We start from the raw sequence: 19,721 nt of genomic DNA, 5'->3' as shown, positions 1-19,721 counted from the left end.
TCTCCCTAACCCCGTCGATATAATAAAATATTAAATCATACCAGTAGAATTCAGAGAGACTAAACTACAGTGTCACTGGCGGTTTTTTACTTGTTCTTACCACTATGGTACTATAACTCCGAAAGCAAAAACACAGTTCGGTTGGTAGTCCGGACGTCAGTTAAAACTGATCAGTATCCTTCCCCTCCGGGATGTCCCGCTTTCTTGATCTAATTTAAGGAGGGGACATGATGGCTATTCAATCTTGTCTAACAATTATTTTCGACGGCAGCTTTTACAAGGCCATTTGGGAACGCCACGATGATAAAAATTATTCGGTAGCATCCGTTACACTTGGCAGTTCGGAGCCTAAAACATCATTAATCCTAAAGCTGATAAATCAGAATTATCATCGGTTTCATTTTCATTATGAGCCAGACAAAACACGGATAATTACAAAACATATCAATCCCAAACGCACCCAACGTTTGGCCAACAAAATAATGAAATCACGCGGTATCAGTACTAAAGCACAATACATTTTGCAAAAACAATTTGAAGAAAAAAAGAAAATTCGTAAAACGCAGCGTTCTACTGAGAAACGACTAGCACAAGAGCTTCGATATCAAAAGCGAATTGCTAAACATCACAAAAAACATCGTGGTCATTAGCACCATGCATGATCGTTATATAAACGATCATGCTTTTATTTTGGTTTTTGTTATCTAAAAAACTGCTGCATCACTTCGCCAATATCCACATCATCCGTTTTATCAGCCAACATATTAATTAAATTAGCACATGACGCTGGCGTTAATCCTAACTCACCGGGCAGCTGCTTTAATTTCATTGTCGCTGCATCTAAAAGCTGCGCAGCCGGGATTCGTTTATCCCCTTAAAAGTCCCGGCGTGGTTCACCCTTCCCGTCACGAAGAACTTCACCTGTCGAAAGGATTGCCGTTTTCTACATTACTTGTGTCTGTGCCCGTGTCCCTCCCCGTCCTTGTACGCCGTAATCAACTATAATAATGCAAAACGCTTTAACCAGCTGCATCCCCTAATCACCTCATAAAAATAAGAATGGTTGTTACCCACTCCATATTTTTTAAAACTATTAATACAGCACCGGTAATGTCCAATAAATGAATAGCGCCTATTTTTCGAATTATTGTCGTTTATTTGAGACCATCTCTCTTCAATTTATTTTATTTATAACTGCCTAAATTAAAAAACGTCCCCGTTTAGAGACGTTTCCTTTACGTTAACCCCGCCGCACTTGCATTAACCGTGCACACTCATATGAAACTGCAAACATTAACACTATCCATAACGTACACCCGACGTAAAAAGAGATGTACATGTTTGAACTAAGCACTCGTTGAATCAAACTAACTACGGTTGGCAGGCTACTTGCAATCTTAAAAAAGCCGTACAGGACCAAATATATAACAACTAACATTACTGCTTTTCCCAGTCGTTTAAATAGCGCCAAGAAGCTACTCAAGGCAAAAAACGTAGCTGTAACAACAAAGCAACTCACTACAACACTACTAATTAATAACATTAAGATCCGTGCATTGGCATGTTGAACGCGCAAATTAACTACTGCAAAAATAGTAATTAATAAGGTAATTACTACTACTTCAATTACCTTCACCCACCAAAAGATTGTTCGCGAAAAACCTAACTGCGTTGCAACCAAATAATCTTTGTACTGCGTGAAGAATCCATACAGAAGTGATACTGCCAACATGAAAAGAATCAGGCCATTTATCATGCTCATCCAATACCGTGCTTCGATAATTGCTTTAAATCCGCTAATAATATTTCCTAAAAGCAATACACTAATAAAAATTGCCGTTGCGATAAAAACCTGACGCGCTCGATTATGACATGTACACCTTAATAGTTTAAAGACCTGCTTCATACCTATTCCTCCCCATTTGCCGTTAAAGTAATAAATGCTGTTTGCAAATCAACCGGTTGTACCGTAACCGTTTCAGGGATATTTTTCCCCCGTAATAATTCTGTTTTGACATTAACCATTACCTGCTGTCCAACTGTTATTGGATTAAATAAGTTAACTGATGATCCAAGTAAACGTTCAATCTCCTGTCGTGATCCCCGGATCTGTGTAACTTTCTTACACAGGTCCTCGGCCGACTGGTTAAATTGTAATCGTGCATTATCTAAAACCAACACATCTTCTACTAGATTCTGCACCTCGTTAATTAAATGAGTTGACAACACAAAAATGCGTGGGCGTTCATTATAGGTTTTAATCAATTCGCGGTAAAACGTATTACGCAGGGCAGCATCTAACCCCAATGTTGGTTCATCAAGTAAAATAATCTGCGCATTAGTACAAAAAGCTAAGATTAATTTAGCCGCCGTTCGCAGCCCCGTTGATAAATTTTTAAACCGTTGATGTTCATCAATTTGGAAACTATGTGCTAATCGGTGTGCTTCTTCATAATTAAAATTCCCGTATGCGACATCATTATATTGGTATAAATCCAAGACAGTTTCCCATCCATAATACATTGACGAATTGTCATTCATTAAATAAATCTGATGTAATTGATGAGAATTATTATGCAGCGGTTGCTCATCGAGTAAAATAGCTCCATCACGAAACAACAGCCGATCGCAAATACAATTTAACAATGTACTTTTCCCAACACCATTTCGGCCTAACAAACCATATATTTTGTTACCTGTTAGCTCAAACGAAATATCCTCTAAAATTGGTTGCTGATTAAATGTTTTTGTAAGATTATTTACCGTTAACCTCGTCATCATAATTCCCCCGCTCAATCATGTCCAAGAGACTTTTTTTCGATATATGCAATTTCTTAGCCTCCCGTAACATCCCTTTGACGTAATCCTGATAAAAACTTTTTTGACGCTGAGCCATGACTTTTTCATAAGCTCCAACACAAACAAACATTCCCATTCCACGACGTTTTTCAATTAAACCCGCACCAACTAACAAATTCATCCCCTTTAACACTGTTGCTGGGTTGATACTTAATTCCTGTGAAAGCTGTGTTGTAGAAGGAACTTGTTCTCCCTCAACCAACTCCTGCACAAAAATCATTTCCTCTAATTGATGGGCAATTTGGCGATACAATGGCTCTTTCGTATTAAATTTAAACTCCATTACCACACCTTCCGTCTTAAGTGGTTAACTACTTATGTAACTAAGTATATAAGATTCCACCACTTTGTCAATTATTTTTTTCAAAATTAAAAGCGACAAGTATGTAGCGATCGCCCAACTAGCATTATTACTCACAACATCCTAATCACTTTACTTTTCTTAGTACTACCAATATAACCAGCAATATTAGTTAGTTCAGAATCGATGATTCTTTAATAAGAGAGTTGATTTTAAGACAAGAAATGACTATATTAGTATATGCGAACACTTGTTCGATAGGAGGAATAGCATGAATAAGGTTTACATTGCAATTGACTTAAAATCCTTTTACGCCAGTGTGGAATGCCGTGCCTTAGGCTACGATCCGTTAACCACTAATCTAGTAGTTGCTGATGAATCGCGCACGGATAAAACCATTTGCTTAGCGGTTTCTCCCGCTCTAAAAGCCTTTGGTGTTCCGGGACGCCCGCGTCTCTTCCAAGTTAAAGAAATTGTTCGTCAGTTTAACCACCAACGAGTGCAACGGGTGCTGGGTAAACGACTAATTTATTCCTCAATTTACCGTCCCGATATTTTACATAACCCAGCCATGGGACTAGATTTTGTGGTTGCCAAACCACGAATGGAATTATACGAAGATGTGAGTGCCCAAATTTTCGGGATCTATCTTAACTACATTGCACCGGAAGACATTCACGTTTATTCGATTGATGAAGCCTTTATTGACGCCACTGGATACCTAACAATGTACGATTGCACGGCCCAAGAGCTCGCCGACCGGATGATTAACGACGTCTTTAATGCTACCGGAATTACTGCCACTGTCGGAATCGGCCCGAACCTTTACTTAGCCAAGATAGCGATGGATATTATGGCTAAACGGATGACGCCGACACAGACGGGTTACAAGGTCGCCACTCTATCGGTCAAGGAATACCGGCAACGACTATGGAACCACCAACCCCTCACAGATTTCTGGCAAATCGGTCCCGGTTACGCGCATCGGCTTAATCAGTTAGGGCTGCATACTATGGGTGAAATCGCCGCCTGTTCGGTGGGAACACTCGACCAGAAATATAACGCGGACCTCCTCTATCGGACATTTGGCATTAAGGCAGAATTATTAATCGACCATGCTTGGGGCATGGAACCTTTAACCATTCAGGACATTAAACAGTACCGTCCCGAACATCAAAGCCTTTCGGTCGGTCAGGTATTGCCCCGCCCGTATACGTTTGCCGAAGGATTAACGATTATTAACGAAATGAGTGCGGAGCTTGCTCTACGTTTGACGAAACACCGCCAAGGAACCAAGCAAATCATCCTCAGTGTTCGTTACGATAAAAAAACACCGGTACCCCTAACGAAGCATCGGCTACACGCAACGGTTAACCTACCGCAGCAAACTAACTTAACATCTATCATTCAACGAGCTCTCCGAAACGCCTTCTGCGACCAAGTTAACTCGCACTGTTTAATCCGGAAAATTAGCCTCACAGCCATTGATATCCACGATCACTTTACCCAGGAGTTTGAGTGCCTACAAACCAATCTGTTTGAACAGAAAGCGCCACATAACCACCACAAAGAGGAGCAATTACAGCAAACCACCCTCGATATTCATAGTCGTTTTGGAAAAAACGCCCTACTCACAGCTGAGGACTTAGCACCCTACGCCCGCACACAAGAACGTAACCAACAGATTGGAGGACACCACGCATGATATACAATCAAGCTACACTAATTAGCGCTGACTACCAATCCCACCTCCGCTATCCGCGAATGCCTCAAAAAGAACGCGCGGCGATTTTCTTGCCGTACGCCGCTTTAAATGGATTTGAAGAAAAAATTCAATATGTTTTAAAACAACACGGTAATTAAAAATAAACAAAAATTACGAAAGGTCACCTAATATGTAGTCGCATAGTACTAAAAATTAAAATTTTTCCAAAAACACAAAAAATTCACACCGTAACTATACATATCATGATACGCTAAATGGCGTTGTCGAGTAGCAACGTGCTAAAGGTACTATTCGATAACGCCATCTAAAGTGTTAATGAAGAAAGTCACGTACAAAGGAAATGCATTACGTGGCCTTATGATTAGAATATCACTCTTAGATTCATTATTCTAATCAAGTTTTATAATAGTTTCACAAAGTAACAGTTATTAAAAGGCACTAGATTTAATTTAATGCTCTTTTTTTTGTAGAATAATGTATTATTTTTCCAATCAGTTGTCAATTTTTAACTAATTTTTCCGTTTTTCAGCTAATCTTAGCAACTTATCTAAATCAGCGGCTGCTCTATTGCGAATACCCCCTCCATGTCGCTAACCCGTGAATTGAAATAACGCAAATGTGCTTTATTATTCTCCTTTTTCCGGGCTTCTAGCATGCCATATAAATGGCTGCTTGCGAGCACACTCATATGAGCAACAATCGAGTTATATGTATGGCGGCGTGATACCACAGTAGTTATGACTTGCACCCTTATTTATCAAATAACACGTAATTATAATGCGAACTGCTTTCAATATACGATGCAATTTCGAAACAATACGCATTCACTATCCAACCGAGAAGGCGTGTTTAACCCCATTCACTCCCTAACCATGTCAATTTCGAAGATAAAAAGTTATACCGGAACCGGCCTTTTAACTACTCACCATGTTCTGAAATTAACTCGATGTCCATAAACTGTTCACCCGAATTTTTCCTTTATCGGTCAGAATAAATCAAATCAAATCAACTCTTCACCTATTTAATTTGCATCCGGTTTTTATCCATCCATTGACTAGTTAAATTAACAAAAGTCAGCTGCTTTTGTCCACGACCACCATGCAAATTAATCAACCAATCGCCTCTGGTAAAATCCATCTCATTTGCAAATAAAATAAAAATTACCTACCGTACCAACGGCCCCGTCCCTAAAAAAGAATGTAATAAAAGTGGAAAATAGTCGTTATACGGTTAATATAAAGGCATAAGAAATAACCATAACAACACACTCTAAACGCTCGAACCACCAAGCTAATTATTTTACGTACATCGACCTGGCTACATTACAACGTAACCCGTGCCATGTGCCAAGACAGGATGTGAAACTAACCAAGTTTGCAATAGAATCATGCGGACAGTTTTATGAAGAAGGACATGGTGAACGCCTCGATTATTTTGATTACTTCCACCACATGTATGACGTTAACCAAGATATGATGGATTATTTGCAAAAACCGTATTAGAAAGTCTATACACGAGAGACATGCCTAAAAAAAGTTATTAGATTTTTAACAAAAATGGTAACCAGTAAGATTCCCAGGAATTACTTTTCAACTTTATAGTAATAAAAAAATTGGTGAAAATAACGTAATCTTAGCCATCGGGTACAAACCCCGCGTCATTTGAACTACCGCAACAACGTCACTCAATTGCGATGATAACGTCATCTGTTTAAACGCCCCGTCACTTTTCCCACAACCATAAAAATCAAATCGGATACTACAATAACCCGCACGCCCCAAATCCTTGGCACAGTCAGCCATTAAAGAACCAGCTGTTCGCCCACAATCTGCTCCAAATCCATGTAGCAAAATTATAATATCAGTTATTAATTTTTTATTAGGAACATCAATATAACCCCGCAGGATACTATTATTCCTTTTACATTCAAATTCTTTCAAACTTATTTTTTCATCTCACTACTCATAATTTTTTATGCTGATATTTAAATCATAACGTTCAATGGATTGATTAGTAATATAAGTAATATAGAAAATTTTTATACCCCACACCATAAACATTAAAAAAGCAACATACACTACACTTATTCTTTCGAAAATCTGCACGAAACTAATCGTTCGCTTTTATAATATTGCATTTACTTGAACACCAAACGGTTTTACCGATTACCCCACGGATACTAACTGTTTTTTAATTCTATCTTTTTGCCGGCAATTTTATTTATAAAATCAACATCATGATCAATAAGTAACATCGTAGGAGAAAATTCCAATATCATATCTTGCAACTGTTGTTTGTTATAAACATCTAGATAATTTAACGGCTCATCCCAGATATATAACTCGGCGTTCTCTGTTAACGATTTTGCTAACGCAACCCGTTTTTGTTGTCCGCTACTCATATGTTCAATTCTTTTATTAAACATCCTTCTTTTGAAACCCAATTTATGCAAGTTATTCAAAAAAGCGTTAAAGTTAATCCTATTCGTCTGGGCAAAATCTTTCAATGAACCCCGATAATTAAATTCTTGGCGCACGACGCTTATTTTTAGGTCCTTAGCCTTATGCAAAGATCCGACTATTTCACCTTTAAAGTCCCCTAAAATAGCATTAATTAAGCTTGTCTTTCCTACCCCGTTTTCCCCAACTAATGCAATGCAATCATTCCTTTTTAGTTCGAAGCTTATCGGCACAAATAACTTACCGTTACCGTAGCTCAACGAAAAATCCTGTAGTCGTAGTAATTTTTCTTTTCTTGTAGGACTAAAATTTAAACTCAACTTATCCATAAATTCAACATCATTCAATAAACCTTTTTTATCTTGTATTTTATGATCAACTGCCTTCTTCATGTTGTTCATCTTCTTCATCAGCCTTGCTGATCTAGCGCCTTCAAATCCCTTGTCCTTTTTTGCATTATCCTTCCGCTTACTTTTCTCTTTCTCCCTTTTATTCCCCCATTGTTTCTTTTGATTTAACGAATTTGTTAGTATACTAATTTCCTTCTTTATCTGAATATTATCCTTTACGTTTTTTTCATCACGGCGTTTCTTCTCCGCCTTAAAGGTTTTATAGTTCCCCCGATACAAATAAATGTTTTTGCTCTCAATACTTAATATATGGTCACAGACTGTATTTAAAATTTATGAATCATGACTAACCAGAATAAAGCCACTTTTTTTCAACAGGTATTGCGCAACTTCCCGTCTCCCTTCTACATCCAGATGATTCGTAGGCTCATCCAATAACGGGAAGGAGTCACTTTCTATAAAACAAAGCGCTAACAATAGCTTGGCTTTTTCTCCACCTGATAATTTTTTAAACGGTTTCCATAACAAATCTAAATCTACGCCCATTAAATTTAACTCACGTTCTAACTGCCACTCTTCAAACTGGCTAACCTGTTGTAATGCATAGAGAGTATAATTATCAACATCACGTACTTTATGGGGATAGTACGTGAATGCTTGTTTGTGATCAATTTTCCCCTTATAATCCAAATTTCCCCTCAAAAGATTTAAGAAGGTTGTTTTCCCCCTTCCATTTCTTCCAATTAACCCTAAGCGCCACGAACTATCTAAATTTAAATTAACGTTATCAAATAATGGTTCATCTTGATCGTCGTATTTAAAACTTAGTCTTTTAATTCCTATTGACCCCATTAATTTTTATTCCCCTTCCTTTTTACTCGATTATATAACAATTAGATTTATAATTATGTTTTAATATGGCAACAACCTTATTTGCCTCAATTTGTTAGTCTAAATAAAGTTTTAGATTTTATTCTTGTAATCCATAATCAAGCTACACTGATTAACGCTGACTACCAATCCCATCTCCGCTATCCGCGAATGCCTCAAAAAGAACGCGCGGCAATTTCTTTGCCGTACGCCGCTTTAAATGGATTTGAAGAAAAAATTCAATGTGTTTTAAAACAACGCGAAAAAAATAGGCAAAACATATGAAAGTTTGCCCAAACAAATTTAGCCTAGCTTTTTTCGTAACTATTTCTTAAACATTCCCCGTTGGTTTTGCACGTTTTTATCACATTTGACATGTATACTCATTGATAGTAAAAAATTGACGACACCCAGTAGACTGAGAAATAAAAAGATAACTACTGGTAATGTCGCCGTTTAGTAAAAATATGTTGTGAGCCCATAGGGAAAAAACTTGGAGACAGAATTTCTCTGGCTCACTCGTGTAGGATAGCATATGTCCTGTTAACCGTCTACTTAAGTTTTATAGCGGTTTTAAACGGTTAATGTACTTATTATGGACTGTCTAACTCGATTATTTTGTTGTTCGCAAAATAATATAGGATCACTAGGGTTTTACTCTAGTGATCTTATTTTTACGAAAAAACGGTAATATTGTGTCTAATGCTGCAGCATATCTAAAATGATATGGGACAAACATCAGATTCCTGCATTTAAAGTATTGCGTATAAAATACACTCTATTATTTTATAAGTACATCCTGAAATGCTTATAAAAATAATATCTAGCTTTCACCTATTCTATGTTATGCCTGGGGTTGGTTCTCCAAAAACATGCTAAATAATCTCCCATAATGGATATATAGTTATATCAGTGTTAAATATATTTGACACCAGCACAACGCTAATATATAACTATATGTGTAAAATAAATTTTACATCGGAGGTGGCACCGTGCAAAATCGAATCTTGCAGTTACGCAAGCGATACGGCTATTCACAAGGAAAATTAGCAGAATTGGCTGGCGTAACCCGCCAAACAATTAATGCGATTGAGAATGCAAAATATTCCCCTTCATTAGAGTTGGCATTCACTTTGGCTAATCTTCTTAACGTAACCGTTGATGAACTGTTTACAATGAAAGGTGTTGATAAAAATGACATGGATTAAAAAACAATTATTACTCAGAGCAATTACAATGACGGGCCTTTTAATTTGTTTTTGCGGCACGGTAATCTTCGTTAATACTCACATTCCATTCGCAATTTGCTCCCTTTCAATGGTAGCCTTTGCGTTTACTCGAATATTCATGCTCCACAAAAAAGCGCCAAATTCGCACCAAAGATTCTGGGCTTTACACGCCCGCCCAACTTATCCAATTGGTGATGAACGCGAACAAAATTTAATACTAAGCGCCGGTTATATTGCTGGACAAGCAACCATGGGAGTAGCGATCATCATTATTTTCATATTATCATTTGCCAATGCTACTACAGCTTTAACGGTTTCTCTCCCTATTGTTGTGACGATTATCATAGCAATTATAATTGCTCATGAATGGTTGGTTCTAGGTTTTTATTGGTATCTTACTAGTAAATAATAATCATTCTGACAGCACTTTAAGTCCAACGTTTTTGCAAAGTAAAAAGACGAGAGCTTCGACTCCCGCCTTTTTTACAACTATTACAGATGAATCAACACTACCTATTTAATTATCACGCAACGTCAAAAAACGGTTATCCCACATCTGGTAATAATAAGCTAACATCTTTTCCGCTGACAAAAATTCATTATCATAAGTTGATGTGGTCCCCTTATACATTGTCAATGAATATCCCAAATCATGCGCTACCCGAATCGTGGTATCTACACAGTATTCAACGCATAACCCGGTAATTTCTAATTCAGTCACGTTTAGCCCTGCTAACGTTTTCGTTAACTCCGTCTGATAAAAAGAATCAGCATGGTACTTTTGCACAGTAATATCTTTATCAGCGCAATAATCAATTAATGGTGTTATCTGCCACTTTTTTGTCCCGGTAACTAACTCTTCATCATTGTGTTGAATAAAAACTATCGGACCCCGTTGCTTCCGAAATTCATGAATTCGGTTGTTAACAGCCATAGTTACCTTTTTTTGATTATAAAGCTCCTGAGTACAAACACCATTTTGCATGTCAATTACTAACAACGCTCGCCCCATGTTAACCCTACTCCTTCTGTTAATCTGATAAATACATTTTTAATTTTTACATGTGGATAGTCTACCACGTAACAAATAAACATAGAACCTTCTCGACAATATTTAATATATACAAAAACGGCGTTAACAGAAAGAACTCACTATCCGTTAACGTCGCCTTTTTAAAAGGACATAGGGCATAATTGCAAACATGCTAATAAACGGTAAAAAGGAGATTGTTTTGCTATGGTGCCTTATGTACTCCTATCGTTGTGAAGTATATCACTTTATTTTTATAATGGAAAGAACAAAATAAATAATACAGTAATCTAACACCGCCATAATATCAACGCTCTCTTGGTTCTCAGAATGACTGAAAATTTCTCCCAGTAAAAAAATAATGACACACGATTATTAACGACTATAAATGTCAGAATTTGTGAAATCCTTGATATTACTGTTTCTGGTTAATATCATATGGCCTTACTGCTTAATACAGCGCAATTTCAATTTAATCACTGCCGAATCGCTACGTTGATTTGCTGAGCAAGTGCTGTTGGATCAGTCACTCCTAGAATTAGTTGCTCGTATTCAGCGTCATGGAGCTGAATAACAAGTGGCGTTTGCGTTCGCTTTACATTAAGAAAGAGCTTATGGTGATCTTGATAATACGTTCCGGCGTAATAAACCCCCGGAATACTCGTCCCTGGTGACCGAAACGCTTTTAAAGGACGGGAAAAAATATCAGTAGAGACAGTTGCCTTTGTAACACATTTTAATGGGACAGTTATCTTCCCCTTAAGCGTTAAAATATGCCCCATCCCTTGTGGGACAACCGTTAAGGAATCATCCGTCAATTTAACCAAATTTTTCATAATAACTCCCCCATGGCAGCTTTAGTTTGTTTATCAACATAATACTTATAAACAAACTAATTGTCTACCATAATCTTTACATTTAAATAGATATTAATTGTGTTTTCATATAATTCTGTGACACTTAATAATCAAAATGTTATAATCTACAACGTTAATCGAAACTAATCCCTAGCAAAGGAAGATTAAAATGAAAATCAATCTGCACGATTATGTAAAAAAGCATTATGAGAGCGGTGATTACGATAATGCTTATTCATCCTACGATTCTAATCAACGTCGGCATGAAGATACTTACAAATACGACAACGTTACAAGAGACGAAACAAACGACTTCGATTTAGGGTATAAGAAAGGACTATCAGATAGTTTTAACAGGTTTAAATTTGTTCCACTAAAACTTTTGAGGTGGATTAATCAACTTTTCAATGGCAAACTGCACGAAATTATTGATTATATAGAAGGATATCGGAAGGCATACCAACATAACCATTAATATTAATTGAAAGGAGTTCCCCAGCATGATCACATACCAGGCCTATGGTAACTCAAAAAAGCCCGTCTTATGCTTACTCCCAGGTGCTGGATTGGGAGCATGGGCTTATCAGCAAATAATTCCATTAATTTCAAAAAATTTCTATATAATTATTCCCGACGTTCTCCCCAACTTTACAACAATGACGGATGCAAGCCAACAACTACATGAATTAATTACCGCTAAATTCCAAGGTCACATTCAAACATTAGCGGGATTAAGCATTGGCGCTCAAATTGCATTAAACCTAATTTCATCTTATCCCACCATATGCACTAACCTATTGTTGGAAAGTTGTGCTGCTTTTCCTCAACCAATTCATAAAGTAATTAAACCACTTACTAGTTTGAGCTACTCCTTGACACGATTCACGCAATTCAACCGGTTACAAGCAGCTGCCCTTCATTTACCATCAAATGAATATTCATCCTATGACCAAGAAGTTAAAAGCATTTCCAAACAAACACTGATTAATACGTTAACGGCAAATACAACGTTTGACGCTAGAAAACTCATCCCCATTGACTTTAACGGAAAAACATTTATTGTATATGGAACAAGTGAGAAAAAAATAATTATTAAATCAAGCCATTACCTTTTGAAGAATTTCCGTAACGCTAAAATCATCCCTCTAACTAACTATTACCACGGGGAACTCACGCTAACCCATCCGGTCGAATTCACTCAAATGATAAATAAACTCAATAATTATGATTAATATTGGTGATATTGTATCATCCCTGTTTTTTATATTAACGTCACCGTATTAAGAAGATGACAATACAGCCTATAGTGGAAAGAATTAGCAAGATTTCGCAATACTCCTATTAAACTTTAGCAATAGTATCGTATAAAAAATTCTTATCAAACTCTATTACTGAGGGAATACATGCTTATTTTAAGCAGTATGCTTTACATTCAAGCAATATAATTGATCATCTCGTTTCCTTTCTAATGGACGAAATAATAACCGATCCGATTATACCCAGTGCAATAACCTGCATACATCCCCAATTCAAATAAGGAATTGTTTTTCCAAAAATAAAATCTGCGATGGGTGTTAAAAGGGAACACGCAACAAACAGAACTGAAAAAACACGGCCCAAAAATTCTTTTTTAGCACTCAACTGAATCAACGTAAATGCTTTAGCGTTAAACTGCGTTTCAATGTAACCGTTAATAAACGCCAACGCTATTAACGCCGGGTAATTTTTCAAAAAACCGACTATAAAGAATGCAATGCCTAAAATAATGATGTCCGTTTTAAATTTTATTTCTTTTTTACCATTCTTTTTACTAGCAGATAAAATTATTCCGCCAATAACTCCCCCTACGGCAGTTAAGCTTAAGATAAAACTATACTGACTACTTCCCCTGTTCAAAACAGTTTTAACAATGTACGGCAGCAATAACATAAAACCTTCCATAAAGAAGTTAATCAGCATTACCAGCACAATTAAACTGAATAGCGTTATTTCTTGTTTAACGTACCGTAAACCTTTTAAGAGATCAGCGATAATTGTTGCTTCTTTATCAGGATGAATGGTTACCCTGTACCTAACAAATAACGTTAACCCACTAGATACCAAAAAGGTTATCCCGTTTATAAAAAGAAATTCTTTAAAGTTATTACTATGATTTGCAAGGACCGCACCGAATAATGGACCACCAATTTTTATTAAGCTTGACAATGTATTTTGAATAGAATTAAAAGCTTCAATTTTATCGTGAAAAAGAACTTCCGGAACGATCGCTTTTGCAGCGGGTGAATTAAAGGACAAAGAAACGTTCAAAACCGAGCTAACCAGAATTAACAAAGCGGTATGTTCGATTGGATTACTAAACAACAACCCGCTTAGTATGCATACAACTGCACTAAGAAGATCAGCTATCATCATAATGGCCTTTCGGTTCTTTGAATCAGCAATCGGCCCCGCAATAATATTAGAAACGATTAAAACAAGCGAACTTACCCCATTAACCAGCCCCAGCAGTCCTGTATTTCCGGTTAACTGGACCAAAAACCAATTCAATCCGTAAGAATAGATAATATCGCCAAGCAAAGAAATTCCATAACCCGTCAGGAGAAATAACGGTGCAGTTACTTGTTTTGGTGTTTTTTGTTCCATAATTAACTATTCCTCAAAATATTTTGTAACAAACCGACTAAGATATTATCCTTACACGGCATAACAACCACATTACGCGGCCTATTGCTAGCACTTTTAAGATCACGAGTAACAGTGTCCGTATCCCTCGTCTCACCCCAAAAATTAACGGCAAAGTTCAAATTATCCCAATAATCCCTGATTTTCCCAAAAATAGCCGCTATTTTAATTTCCAATTTTTTGATACTTATCAATTTGCTTTTCTGTCCAATAAATTTCCGTCTTTTTAATGTGTTTTCCTGCTTGATGATCCTTTTTTTCGTGCTGTCGCATTGTTAAATTATATTTGGCAGCCAATTCTTGCCGTTTACCAAATGGTTCGTTTTCACTTGCTTCGTCAGTTAGATAATCATAATCATAACTTGAAATTGATTTACCGTTAATTCCAATTAAAACAACATTATCTTGAATATTTTGCGCGTCCCCACATACATCTGTTTCGTTCAAGGTGATTTTTGAAGTTGGAATGACTGCAAACTTTGCTGTTTTAATCCCCGATACATCGGAACTCAATTCTGACAACTGCTCATTTTCATATGATTTTCGATTCTTAGTGTATTCTTTTTTCATCATTACTAATGTTGACCGCTGTTGGGTTATAGTTATTATTCCAATACTTCCAATTAATCCGCAACTAATAATTACAATTACCCATAAAGCAGCCCTATTCTTTTCCCGTGACCACTTCGCGCGATTAATTAAGATCAATAAAACGATTCCTAACGCAGTACTAATAATCAAACAACTTAATGAAACAAACCGCCAAGTAAAAGCATAATGATACTGAATTCCACCCTCGTCATCATAAACAAATGGGCGGTGAAAAAGGCCATTAAAAGTAAACAAATAAATAATATTAACGATTATGGAAGCAATCATCAATATTTTGCTTCTCTTTATTAGCGTAATCCCCATTAAAATTTCCGGAATAATATAAATTACATATGCTCCTCCTAACGTAAAAACCAATATCCAAGGACCAGCACCAGTTAAGACATACCGCGCACACCAAAACGAACCAACTAACCCGGTCAAAATAAACCCAATTACAAGACTAACGAATAGCTTTTTAGATAATGGTGAACCGTTCTTAAAAACACTACGTTGGTTCTTTAATTTTCGTTTTTCTTCAGTCATCGTTATTAACCTCCATTAATATTGGAATTTTGAATATCAACAGACGATTAAGAGTTATTTACCGAATGTTGTCACCGTGCTGTCTATTATGCCTGCTAATTGAATCGCTAACCTTGTTTTTCATCCGTTTCACCGCTATCTTTAACCTACATCTCTCCGGAATAAAGGCCCATACCACAGCAAACACAAAGTAAACAATGCAAAGATCTTCCATCCAGTCCATCAACTGGTCCAACGCCGTTTCCTGGTTATCATAGTATGTAACACTATCTACATGATAGTAAGAAGAACGGTGACCATGCCACGTTCGCGGAATCAAATAATTAAGAGTATCCTTTACTCTTGATCCAAACGATTGCGGCTCATCACCCGTTTCGTCATCATCTAAATGCGTGTGCGTCCCGTCCTCATCATCGTCATGAAAGGCATGCCCGCCCGTTCCTTCATCATCATGAAACGTATGCGTTGTATGTCCGCCACCAAAACGACCTCCGCCGACATGGCCACCTCCGTGAAAGCCTCGCGCCAATGCAACGGTTGGTGTAAAAAACATTAACATGCACACAAAAACAATAAGCCACCTATTTCTCTTCAAACCCCTATCTCCTTCACCCTGATATTTATTATCTAAGTAAAGAGAACAGCCAACTCACTCTAAACCTAATTCTACCTGTAACCTATTGATTGCTGAACGCAACTCCTTACGACTTTTATGAGTTAGGTAATACAAACTTACTGTAAGGGCGTTGGCACCCTTGGTAATATCGCTCATACTACAATCATGGATTTCCTTGGTTTTTACTGTAAGAACAGCACATTTATAGTTTATAAAATTAGTACTTAACCCGGAAACATTGATGGCTAAGACGTCATCAAAACTTATTTCAATTGTGTTTTTCGTAGAATCACCTACTCCTCCTATATTCAAGTTAAGAGAATTATGAGGAATAAGTACCCTTCGATTAAAATCAATTTCTAACGGCGAATTTAATGATAAAAATATAAGCATACTAATCGCTACAAACACCATAATTAAGACGTATGTTTTTATATTTTTTGAAAAAGACTCATCCCCACTCCCAGGACTAGGGGACGTTACTTCGATCACCACATTACCGTTAACCACGCAATATCGCGATCCCGGATTCGTTGATCACTTGGTTTACCTTCACCGTTCGCCGTTAAATTGGGTTTACCAATGTGTTCGGTTAAGACGTGGTGCTACTGGTTCAAAGCCGTAATGGGTTGTTCGTAGAGTTGGCGGTTCTCCCGCCCACCGCGAATCGAAGCTGCAAAGTAAATTTCCATGATTTCATTCTAAAATAGATGCATTTGGCGGCTTTGCGGCGTTGCCGGTCGTTCTGCTAACCGCCGGCGCCGGGCATTCGCCATCCGCCGCTCAAAGACCTCCAGACTATCTTCCTGCCATAGCGGCATGGCTCGATCGACCTTAATAAATTCTTGATTACCAAGAGCTTCAGGAATCTTGGTGACATCGTCAATCTGCGGGCACTGACTATGATCCAACATGGCAACTGGTCGGTGCTGCTTAAATGCGTGTTGTAAGGCCATCTCAGTCTTCCCGTTCTGATCGGTTTCCACCACGACTAACCCATCGCTCATCCCACTTTCCCACTCATCACGGGCCGCAAGAAACTGCCGGCGCGCAGCCGTGCCGTAACGGAAGGACGACACCAATGCCCCTCCCCGAGCAGTAATTTCATCCGCCAGCGGCTCATTTTCTGGTGGGTAAACCGGTTGTTCTAGACTCTCCCCTAAGATTGCAACGGTTTTCCCGTCAGGTACATCCAAAGCGCCACGGTGAGCAGCGGTATTCGTTCCGATTGAAAGCCCACTTACCACCGTGTATCCATCCGTTGCAAACTTCTGCGCCATCCGCCGGCTCATCTTTACACCCAGATCCGTTGGGCGCCGTGTCCCAATAAACCCTACACTGGGCGTGTTAAGAACTGCTATGTCGCCCTTTACGTACAAAAGAAGTGGAAAGTTCACCAATCGCCGCATATTTTGCGGGTATGCATCTTCCTGGTAATTAATCACCTGCGCGCCATTCTCAACCGTCTTGGTAAGCAGGTCAGCAGCATCCTGCTGAATATCTAACCATTGCTGCGGGTCAAGTTTTCCCGCCAGGTACTGCTTGCGGACTGCTGCAACCCGGCATCCCGGAATCCAACCTGCCTGAGCAAGCCGGGCTGCTGGAATCCGGGCCAAAATTTGTCGGGCAGTCTTTGGCCCCACACCCTTAATCATTTCCAACGCCATAATTAACCGTGAATAATCTAATGGTTCCACCATGCTGCACTTCCTTACTTAGTTTTCGTTCTTAGTATAGCGCGCTCCCGTAGAAAAACCGGCAGTAAACCCCTCTTGCTACTTCAACCCAAGAAATAAGCCATAAAGAAGTGGCCCTAACAGTGCCGGCAACATGTTCGCCACCTTAAGCTGCCGGATCTTTAGCACATCAATGGCCAACGCCACAAGTAGTACCGAACCGACCGCCCCAATTTCCGTGATTACCGCCGTGGTTAGAAACGGGTGCAACGCTGCCGCTGCCCAGTAAATTATCGCCTCATAAGCAAACACAAACGGTCCCGCAAAAAGCACGCCCGGACCAAACGCTGCCCCGTAAATTAACGACGACAGCACGTCCAAAACAATTTTCATTAGCAAGATACTGGGGTTGTGACTCAACGCTTCATTTAGTGGCCCAATAATCGCCATCGAACCGATACATTCAATCATCAAAGCAGCGACAAACCCGGTTACAAAATCCTCGTTCATCGCATGTAACCGGCGCTCCAATACATGACCAACTCCCGTAAACCTACCGTCAATATCTAACCAGTAACCCACTAATGTTCCCAAAACTAAACTTACCAGCATCAACAACGGCTGTTTGGTCGTAATGGCTCCCTGAACCCCAATAATGCCCACACACAATGTTGCCGCATCCAGCATCGCGCCTGTTTGGGTGGTAGTTAACACGTGTTTTAATGGTTGGCTTAGTAAGCCAGCAATAATGATTCCTACTAAATCCATCATAACGTACAGCATAATTCTTAACTCCGTTCATTTAATCTCCCCTAAATTATACGGATTCTTAAGCAGAACGGCAACGGCGCTTGCGAAAAAGAATTCTTGCCGTGTACAATATACAAGAACAACTTATGAGGGAGGAATTCCTATGCATCTGCGGCACGCAATACCTAGCGACCAATCAGCAATTATGGCAATTCTTACCGGGGCAATTATCGCCTTAAAGCGAACTGGTAGTCCCCAATGGCAAAACGGTTACCCGAATGATACGACCATTACTACCGACATTAAACAGCACGTTGCGTACGTCCTTGAAAAGGACCAAACGGTAATTGGATACGCTGCCTTAGTCGGTGGCCCTGATCCAAATTACCTTCATATTAATGGACAGTGGCTCACCTCAAATACTAACTACTGTACCATTCACCGGGTTGCCCTTGCCCAAAGTATCCGGAGACAGGGAATGGCAACTCCCTTTTTAACCCTTTTGCTAGCCCAAGCTAAGCAAGATGGGTACCAAAGTGTCCGGATCGATACGCACCGGCTTAACCTCCCAATGCAAAAAACGGCAATTAACGCGGGATTTATCCAGTGCGGAATGATCAAGATTATTAACGACCCCACTGACCCCAACCGCATTGCGTATGAACAACTCCTCACTCCTACAAATAATCATCACTAAAGGAAGGTTTTTCTATGAAAATTAGTCGTATTGACCATATTGTCCTTACGGTAAGCGATGTTGCCCAGGCCACCCGGTTTTACCACGAAGTCTTTGACATGCCGGTCATCCAGCAACAAAGTACCACAGGGGTAACTACACTACGCTGTGGACACCAACTCATTCGCTTGCAACGAGCCGACCGGAATGCCCGCAAAGCTGCCCACCCAACCGTTGGTAGTGCTGATCTGTGCATCGTTACCCGCGATGACCTGAAAGATGTTCTTCGCCACCTCAAAAGCTACTACGTTAAAATTGATAGTGAACCGGTTACCAAACAAGGATCTGAGGGACAAATGCATTCTATCTATCTTCGGGATCCGGATGACAACCTAATTGAAATCTCATCATATAAGTAACCTCACCGCTTCAGGGATTGAATTCGCTGAAGCGTTTTTTAGTTACCAAACCATTTCTACCGCAAAAGCATTCAATCTTGTAGC

Annotated in this window: 24 protein-coding genes; 9 read left to right on the top strand and 15 right to left on the bottom strand. The window is 38.8% G+C overall.

The window, feature by feature from the left end; all coding sequences use genetic code 11:
* Positions 1 to 230 precede the first annotated feature (230 nt).
* On the top strand, positions 231 to 650 hold the full coding sequence (locus ACI3EZ_RS00340; RefSeq protein ID WP_405025151.1) for a YjdF family protein: 420 nt from the start codon (positions 231 to 233) through the stop codon (positions 648 to 650).
* Between the two features lie 50 nt (positions 651 to 700).
* On the opposite strand, the gene ACI3EZ_RS00335 is transcribed toward ACI3EZ_RS00340, so the two are convergent.
* The 4 genes from ACI3EZ_RS00335 to ACI3EZ_RS00320 form a co-directional block, all read right to left on the bottom strand.
* A complete protein-coding gene (locus tag ACI3EZ_RS00335; RefSeq protein ID WP_405024051.1) occupies positions 701 to 829 on the bottom strand; it encodes a hypothetical protein in 129 nt (42 codons plus the stop codon).
* Between the two features lie 411 nt (positions 830 to 1,240).
* A complete protein-coding gene (locus ACI3EZ_RS00330) occupies positions 1,241 to 1,906 on the bottom strand; it encodes a hypothetical protein (protein ID WP_405025150.1) in 666 nt (221 codons plus the stop codon).
* Positions 1,907 to 1,908: 2 nt separating this feature from the next.
* Positions 1,909 to 2,778, bottom strand: a complete 870-nt coding sequence (locus tag ACI3EZ_RS00325; RefSeq protein WP_405024053.1) for an ATP-binding cassette domain-containing protein — start codon at positions 2,776 to 2,778, stop codon at positions 1,909 to 1,911.
* The gene (locus ACI3EZ_RS00320) at positions 2,756 to 3,142 is read right to left on the bottom strand and encodes a GntR family transcriptional regulator (protein WP_405024054.1); all 387 of its coding nucleotides are present in this window, start codon (positions 3,140 to 3,142) and stop codon (positions 2,756 to 2,758) included. Before ACI3EZ_RS00320 ends, ACI3EZ_RS00325 begins: the two co-directional genes overlap by 23 nt.
* Positions 3,143 to 3,431: 289 nt before the next feature.
* Between ACI3EZ_RS00320 and ACI3EZ_RS00315 the strand changes: the two genes are divergently transcribed.
* Together ACI3EZ_RS00315 and ACI3EZ_RS00310 are read left to right on the top strand one after the other, a co-directional pair.
* Positions 3,432 to 4,865, top strand: coding sequence for a DNA methylase (locus ACI3EZ_RS00315; RefSeq protein ID WP_405025149.1), 1,434 nt, complete (start codon positions 3,432 to 3,434; stop codon positions 4,863 to 4,865).
* On the top strand, positions 4,862 to 5,023 hold the full coding sequence (locus ACI3EZ_RS00310; protein WP_405025148.1) for a hypothetical protein: 162 nt from the start codon (positions 4,862 to 4,864) through the stop codon (positions 5,021 to 5,023). Before ACI3EZ_RS00315 ends, ACI3EZ_RS00310 begins: the two co-directional genes overlap by 4 nt.
* A gap of 1,458 nt (positions 5,024 to 6,481) precedes the next feature.
* Here ACI3EZ_RS00310 and ACI3EZ_RS00305 read toward each other — a convergent pair.
* The 3 genes from ACI3EZ_RS00305 to ACI3EZ_RS00295 form a co-directional block, all read right to left on the bottom strand.
* Positions 6,482 to 6,688 (bottom strand): hypothetical protein, encoded by a 207-nt coding sequence (locus ACI3EZ_RS00305; RefSeq protein WP_405025147.1) that lies wholly within the window; start codon positions 6,686 to 6,688, stop codon positions 6,482 to 6,484.
* 377 nt (positions 6,689 to 7,065) lie between these two features.
* Complete coding sequence (locus ACI3EZ_RS00300) at positions 7,066 to 7,974, bottom strand: ATP-binding cassette domain-containing protein (protein WP_405025146.1); 909 nt, start codon at positions 7,972 to 7,974, stop codon at positions 7,066 to 7,068.
* 54 nt (positions 7,975 to 8,028) lie between these two features.
* Positions 8,029 to 8,547, bottom strand: coding sequence for an ATP-binding cassette domain-containing protein (locus tag ACI3EZ_RS00295; RefSeq protein WP_405025145.1), 519 nt, complete (start codon positions 8,545 to 8,547; stop codon positions 8,029 to 8,031).
* 1,010 nt (positions 8,548 to 9,557) lie between these two features.
* On the opposite strand from ACI3EZ_RS00295, the gene ACI3EZ_RS00290 reads away from it, so the two are divergent.
* Together ACI3EZ_RS00290 and ACI3EZ_RS00285 are read left to right on the top strand one after the other, a co-directional pair.
* The gene (locus tag ACI3EZ_RS00290; RefSeq protein WP_405024062.1) at positions 9,558 to 9,773 is read left to right on the top strand and encodes a helix-turn-helix transcriptional regulator; all 216 of its coding nucleotides are present in this window, start codon (positions 9,558 to 9,560) and stop codon (positions 9,771 to 9,773) included.
* Positions 9,760 to 10,203 (top strand): hypothetical protein, encoded by a 444-nt coding sequence (locus ACI3EZ_RS00285; RefSeq protein WP_405024063.1) that lies wholly within the window; start codon positions 9,760 to 9,762, stop codon positions 10,201 to 10,203. The genes ACI3EZ_RS00290 and ACI3EZ_RS00285 overlap by 14 nt, the downstream gene beginning before the upstream one ends.
* A gap of 108 nt (positions 10,204 to 10,311) precedes the next feature.
* On the opposite strand, the gene ACI3EZ_RS00280 is transcribed toward ACI3EZ_RS00285, so the two are convergent.
* Together ACI3EZ_RS00280 and ACI3EZ_RS00275 are read right to left on the bottom strand one after the other, a co-directional pair.
* Positions 10,312 to 10,806: an isochorismatase family protein gene (locus tag ACI3EZ_RS00280; protein ID WP_405024064.1), complete on the bottom strand. Its 495-nt coding sequence runs from the start codon at positions 10,804 to 10,806 to the stop codon at positions 10,312 to 10,314.
* Between the two features lie 494 nt (positions 10,807 to 11,300).
* Positions 11,301 to 11,660, bottom strand: a complete 360-nt coding sequence (locus ACI3EZ_RS00275) for a hypothetical protein (RefSeq protein WP_405025144.1) — start codon at positions 11,658 to 11,660, stop codon at positions 11,301 to 11,303.
* Positions 11,661 to 11,850: 190 nt separating this feature from the next.
* On the opposite strand from ACI3EZ_RS00275, the gene ACI3EZ_RS00270 reads away from it, so the two are divergent.
* Positions 11,851 to 12,156 carry a hypothetical protein gene (locus ACI3EZ_RS00270; protein ID WP_405025143.1) on the top strand — a complete coding sequence of 102 codons (306 nt, stop codon included), beginning with the start codon at positions 11,851 to 11,853 and terminating at the stop codon, positions 12,154 to 12,156.
* A 25-nt stretch (positions 12,157 to 12,181) separates the two neighbouring features.
* Positions 12,182 to 12,913 carry an alpha/beta fold hydrolase gene (locus ACI3EZ_RS00265; RefSeq protein ID WP_405025142.1) on the top strand — a complete coding sequence of 244 codons (732 nt, stop codon included), beginning with the start codon at positions 12,182 to 12,184 and terminating at the stop codon, positions 12,911 to 12,913.
* 217 nt (positions 12,914 to 13,130) lie between these two features.
* On the opposite strand, the gene ACI3EZ_RS00260 is transcribed toward ACI3EZ_RS00265, so the two are convergent.
* The 6 genes from ACI3EZ_RS00260 to ACI3EZ_RS00235 all read right to left on the bottom strand — a co-directional run bounded on the left by ACI3EZ_RS00260 (position 13,131) and on the right by ACI3EZ_RS00235 (position 18,575).
* Positions 13,131 to 14,324, bottom strand: a complete 1,194-nt coding sequence (locus tag ACI3EZ_RS00260; RefSeq protein ID WP_405025141.1) for an MFS transporter — start codon at positions 14,322 to 14,324, stop codon at positions 13,131 to 13,133.
* A gap of 204 nt (positions 14,325 to 14,528) precedes the next feature.
* On the bottom strand, positions 14,529 to 15,500 hold the full coding sequence (locus ACI3EZ_RS00255) for a hypothetical protein (RefSeq protein ID WP_405024070.1): 972 nt from the start codon (positions 15,498 to 15,500) through the stop codon (positions 14,529 to 14,531).
* A 58-nt stretch (positions 15,501 to 15,558) separates the two neighbouring features.
* On the bottom strand, positions 15,559 to 16,095 hold the full coding sequence (locus ACI3EZ_RS00250; RefSeq protein ID WP_405024071.1) for a hypothetical protein: 537 nt from the start codon (positions 16,093 to 16,095) through the stop codon (positions 15,559 to 15,561).
* A 54-nt stretch (positions 16,096 to 16,149) separates the two neighbouring features.
* The gene (locus ACI3EZ_RS00245; RefSeq protein WP_405024072.1) at positions 16,150 to 16,626 is read right to left on the bottom strand and encodes a hypothetical protein; all 477 of its coding nucleotides are present in this window, start codon (positions 16,624 to 16,626) and stop codon (positions 16,150 to 16,152) included.
* A 191-nt stretch (positions 16,627 to 16,817) separates the two neighbouring features.
* Positions 16,818 to 17,816: a DNA-processing protein DprA gene (locus ACI3EZ_RS00240; protein ID WP_405024073.1), complete on the bottom strand. Its 999-nt coding sequence runs from the start codon at positions 17,814 to 17,816 to the stop codon at positions 16,818 to 16,820.
* Between the two features lie 75 nt (positions 17,817 to 17,891).
* Positions 17,892 to 18,575, bottom strand: coding sequence for a DUF554 domain-containing protein (locus ACI3EZ_RS00235; RefSeq protein WP_405024074.1), 684 nt, complete (start codon positions 18,573 to 18,575; stop codon positions 17,892 to 17,894).
* A gap of 130 nt (positions 18,576 to 18,705) precedes the next feature.
* Between ACI3EZ_RS00235 and ACI3EZ_RS00230 the strand changes: the two genes are divergently transcribed.
* Together ACI3EZ_RS00230 and ACI3EZ_RS00225 are read left to right on the top strand one after the other, a co-directional pair.
* Positions 18,706 to 19,239, top strand: coding sequence for a GNAT family N-acetyltransferase (locus tag ACI3EZ_RS00230; RefSeq protein WP_405025140.1), 534 nt, complete (start codon positions 18,706 to 18,708; stop codon positions 19,237 to 19,239).
* Positions 19,240 to 19,253: 14 nt separating this feature from the next.
* A complete protein-coding gene (locus ACI3EZ_RS00225) occupies positions 19,254 to 19,637 on the top strand; it encodes a VOC family protein (protein WP_405025139.1) in 384 nt (127 codons plus the stop codon).
* Positions 19,638 to 19,721 lie beyond the last annotated feature (84 nt).

This window comes from Ligilactobacillus sp. LYQ60, assembly GCF_045033015.1.
In the GTDB taxonomy this organism is placed as follows: Bacteria; Bacillota; Bacilli; order Lactobacillales; family Lactobacillaceae; genus Ligilactobacillus.
Note: the sequence above shows the minus strand (reverse complement) of the source record. Positions and strands in the feature narration are given on the sequence as shown.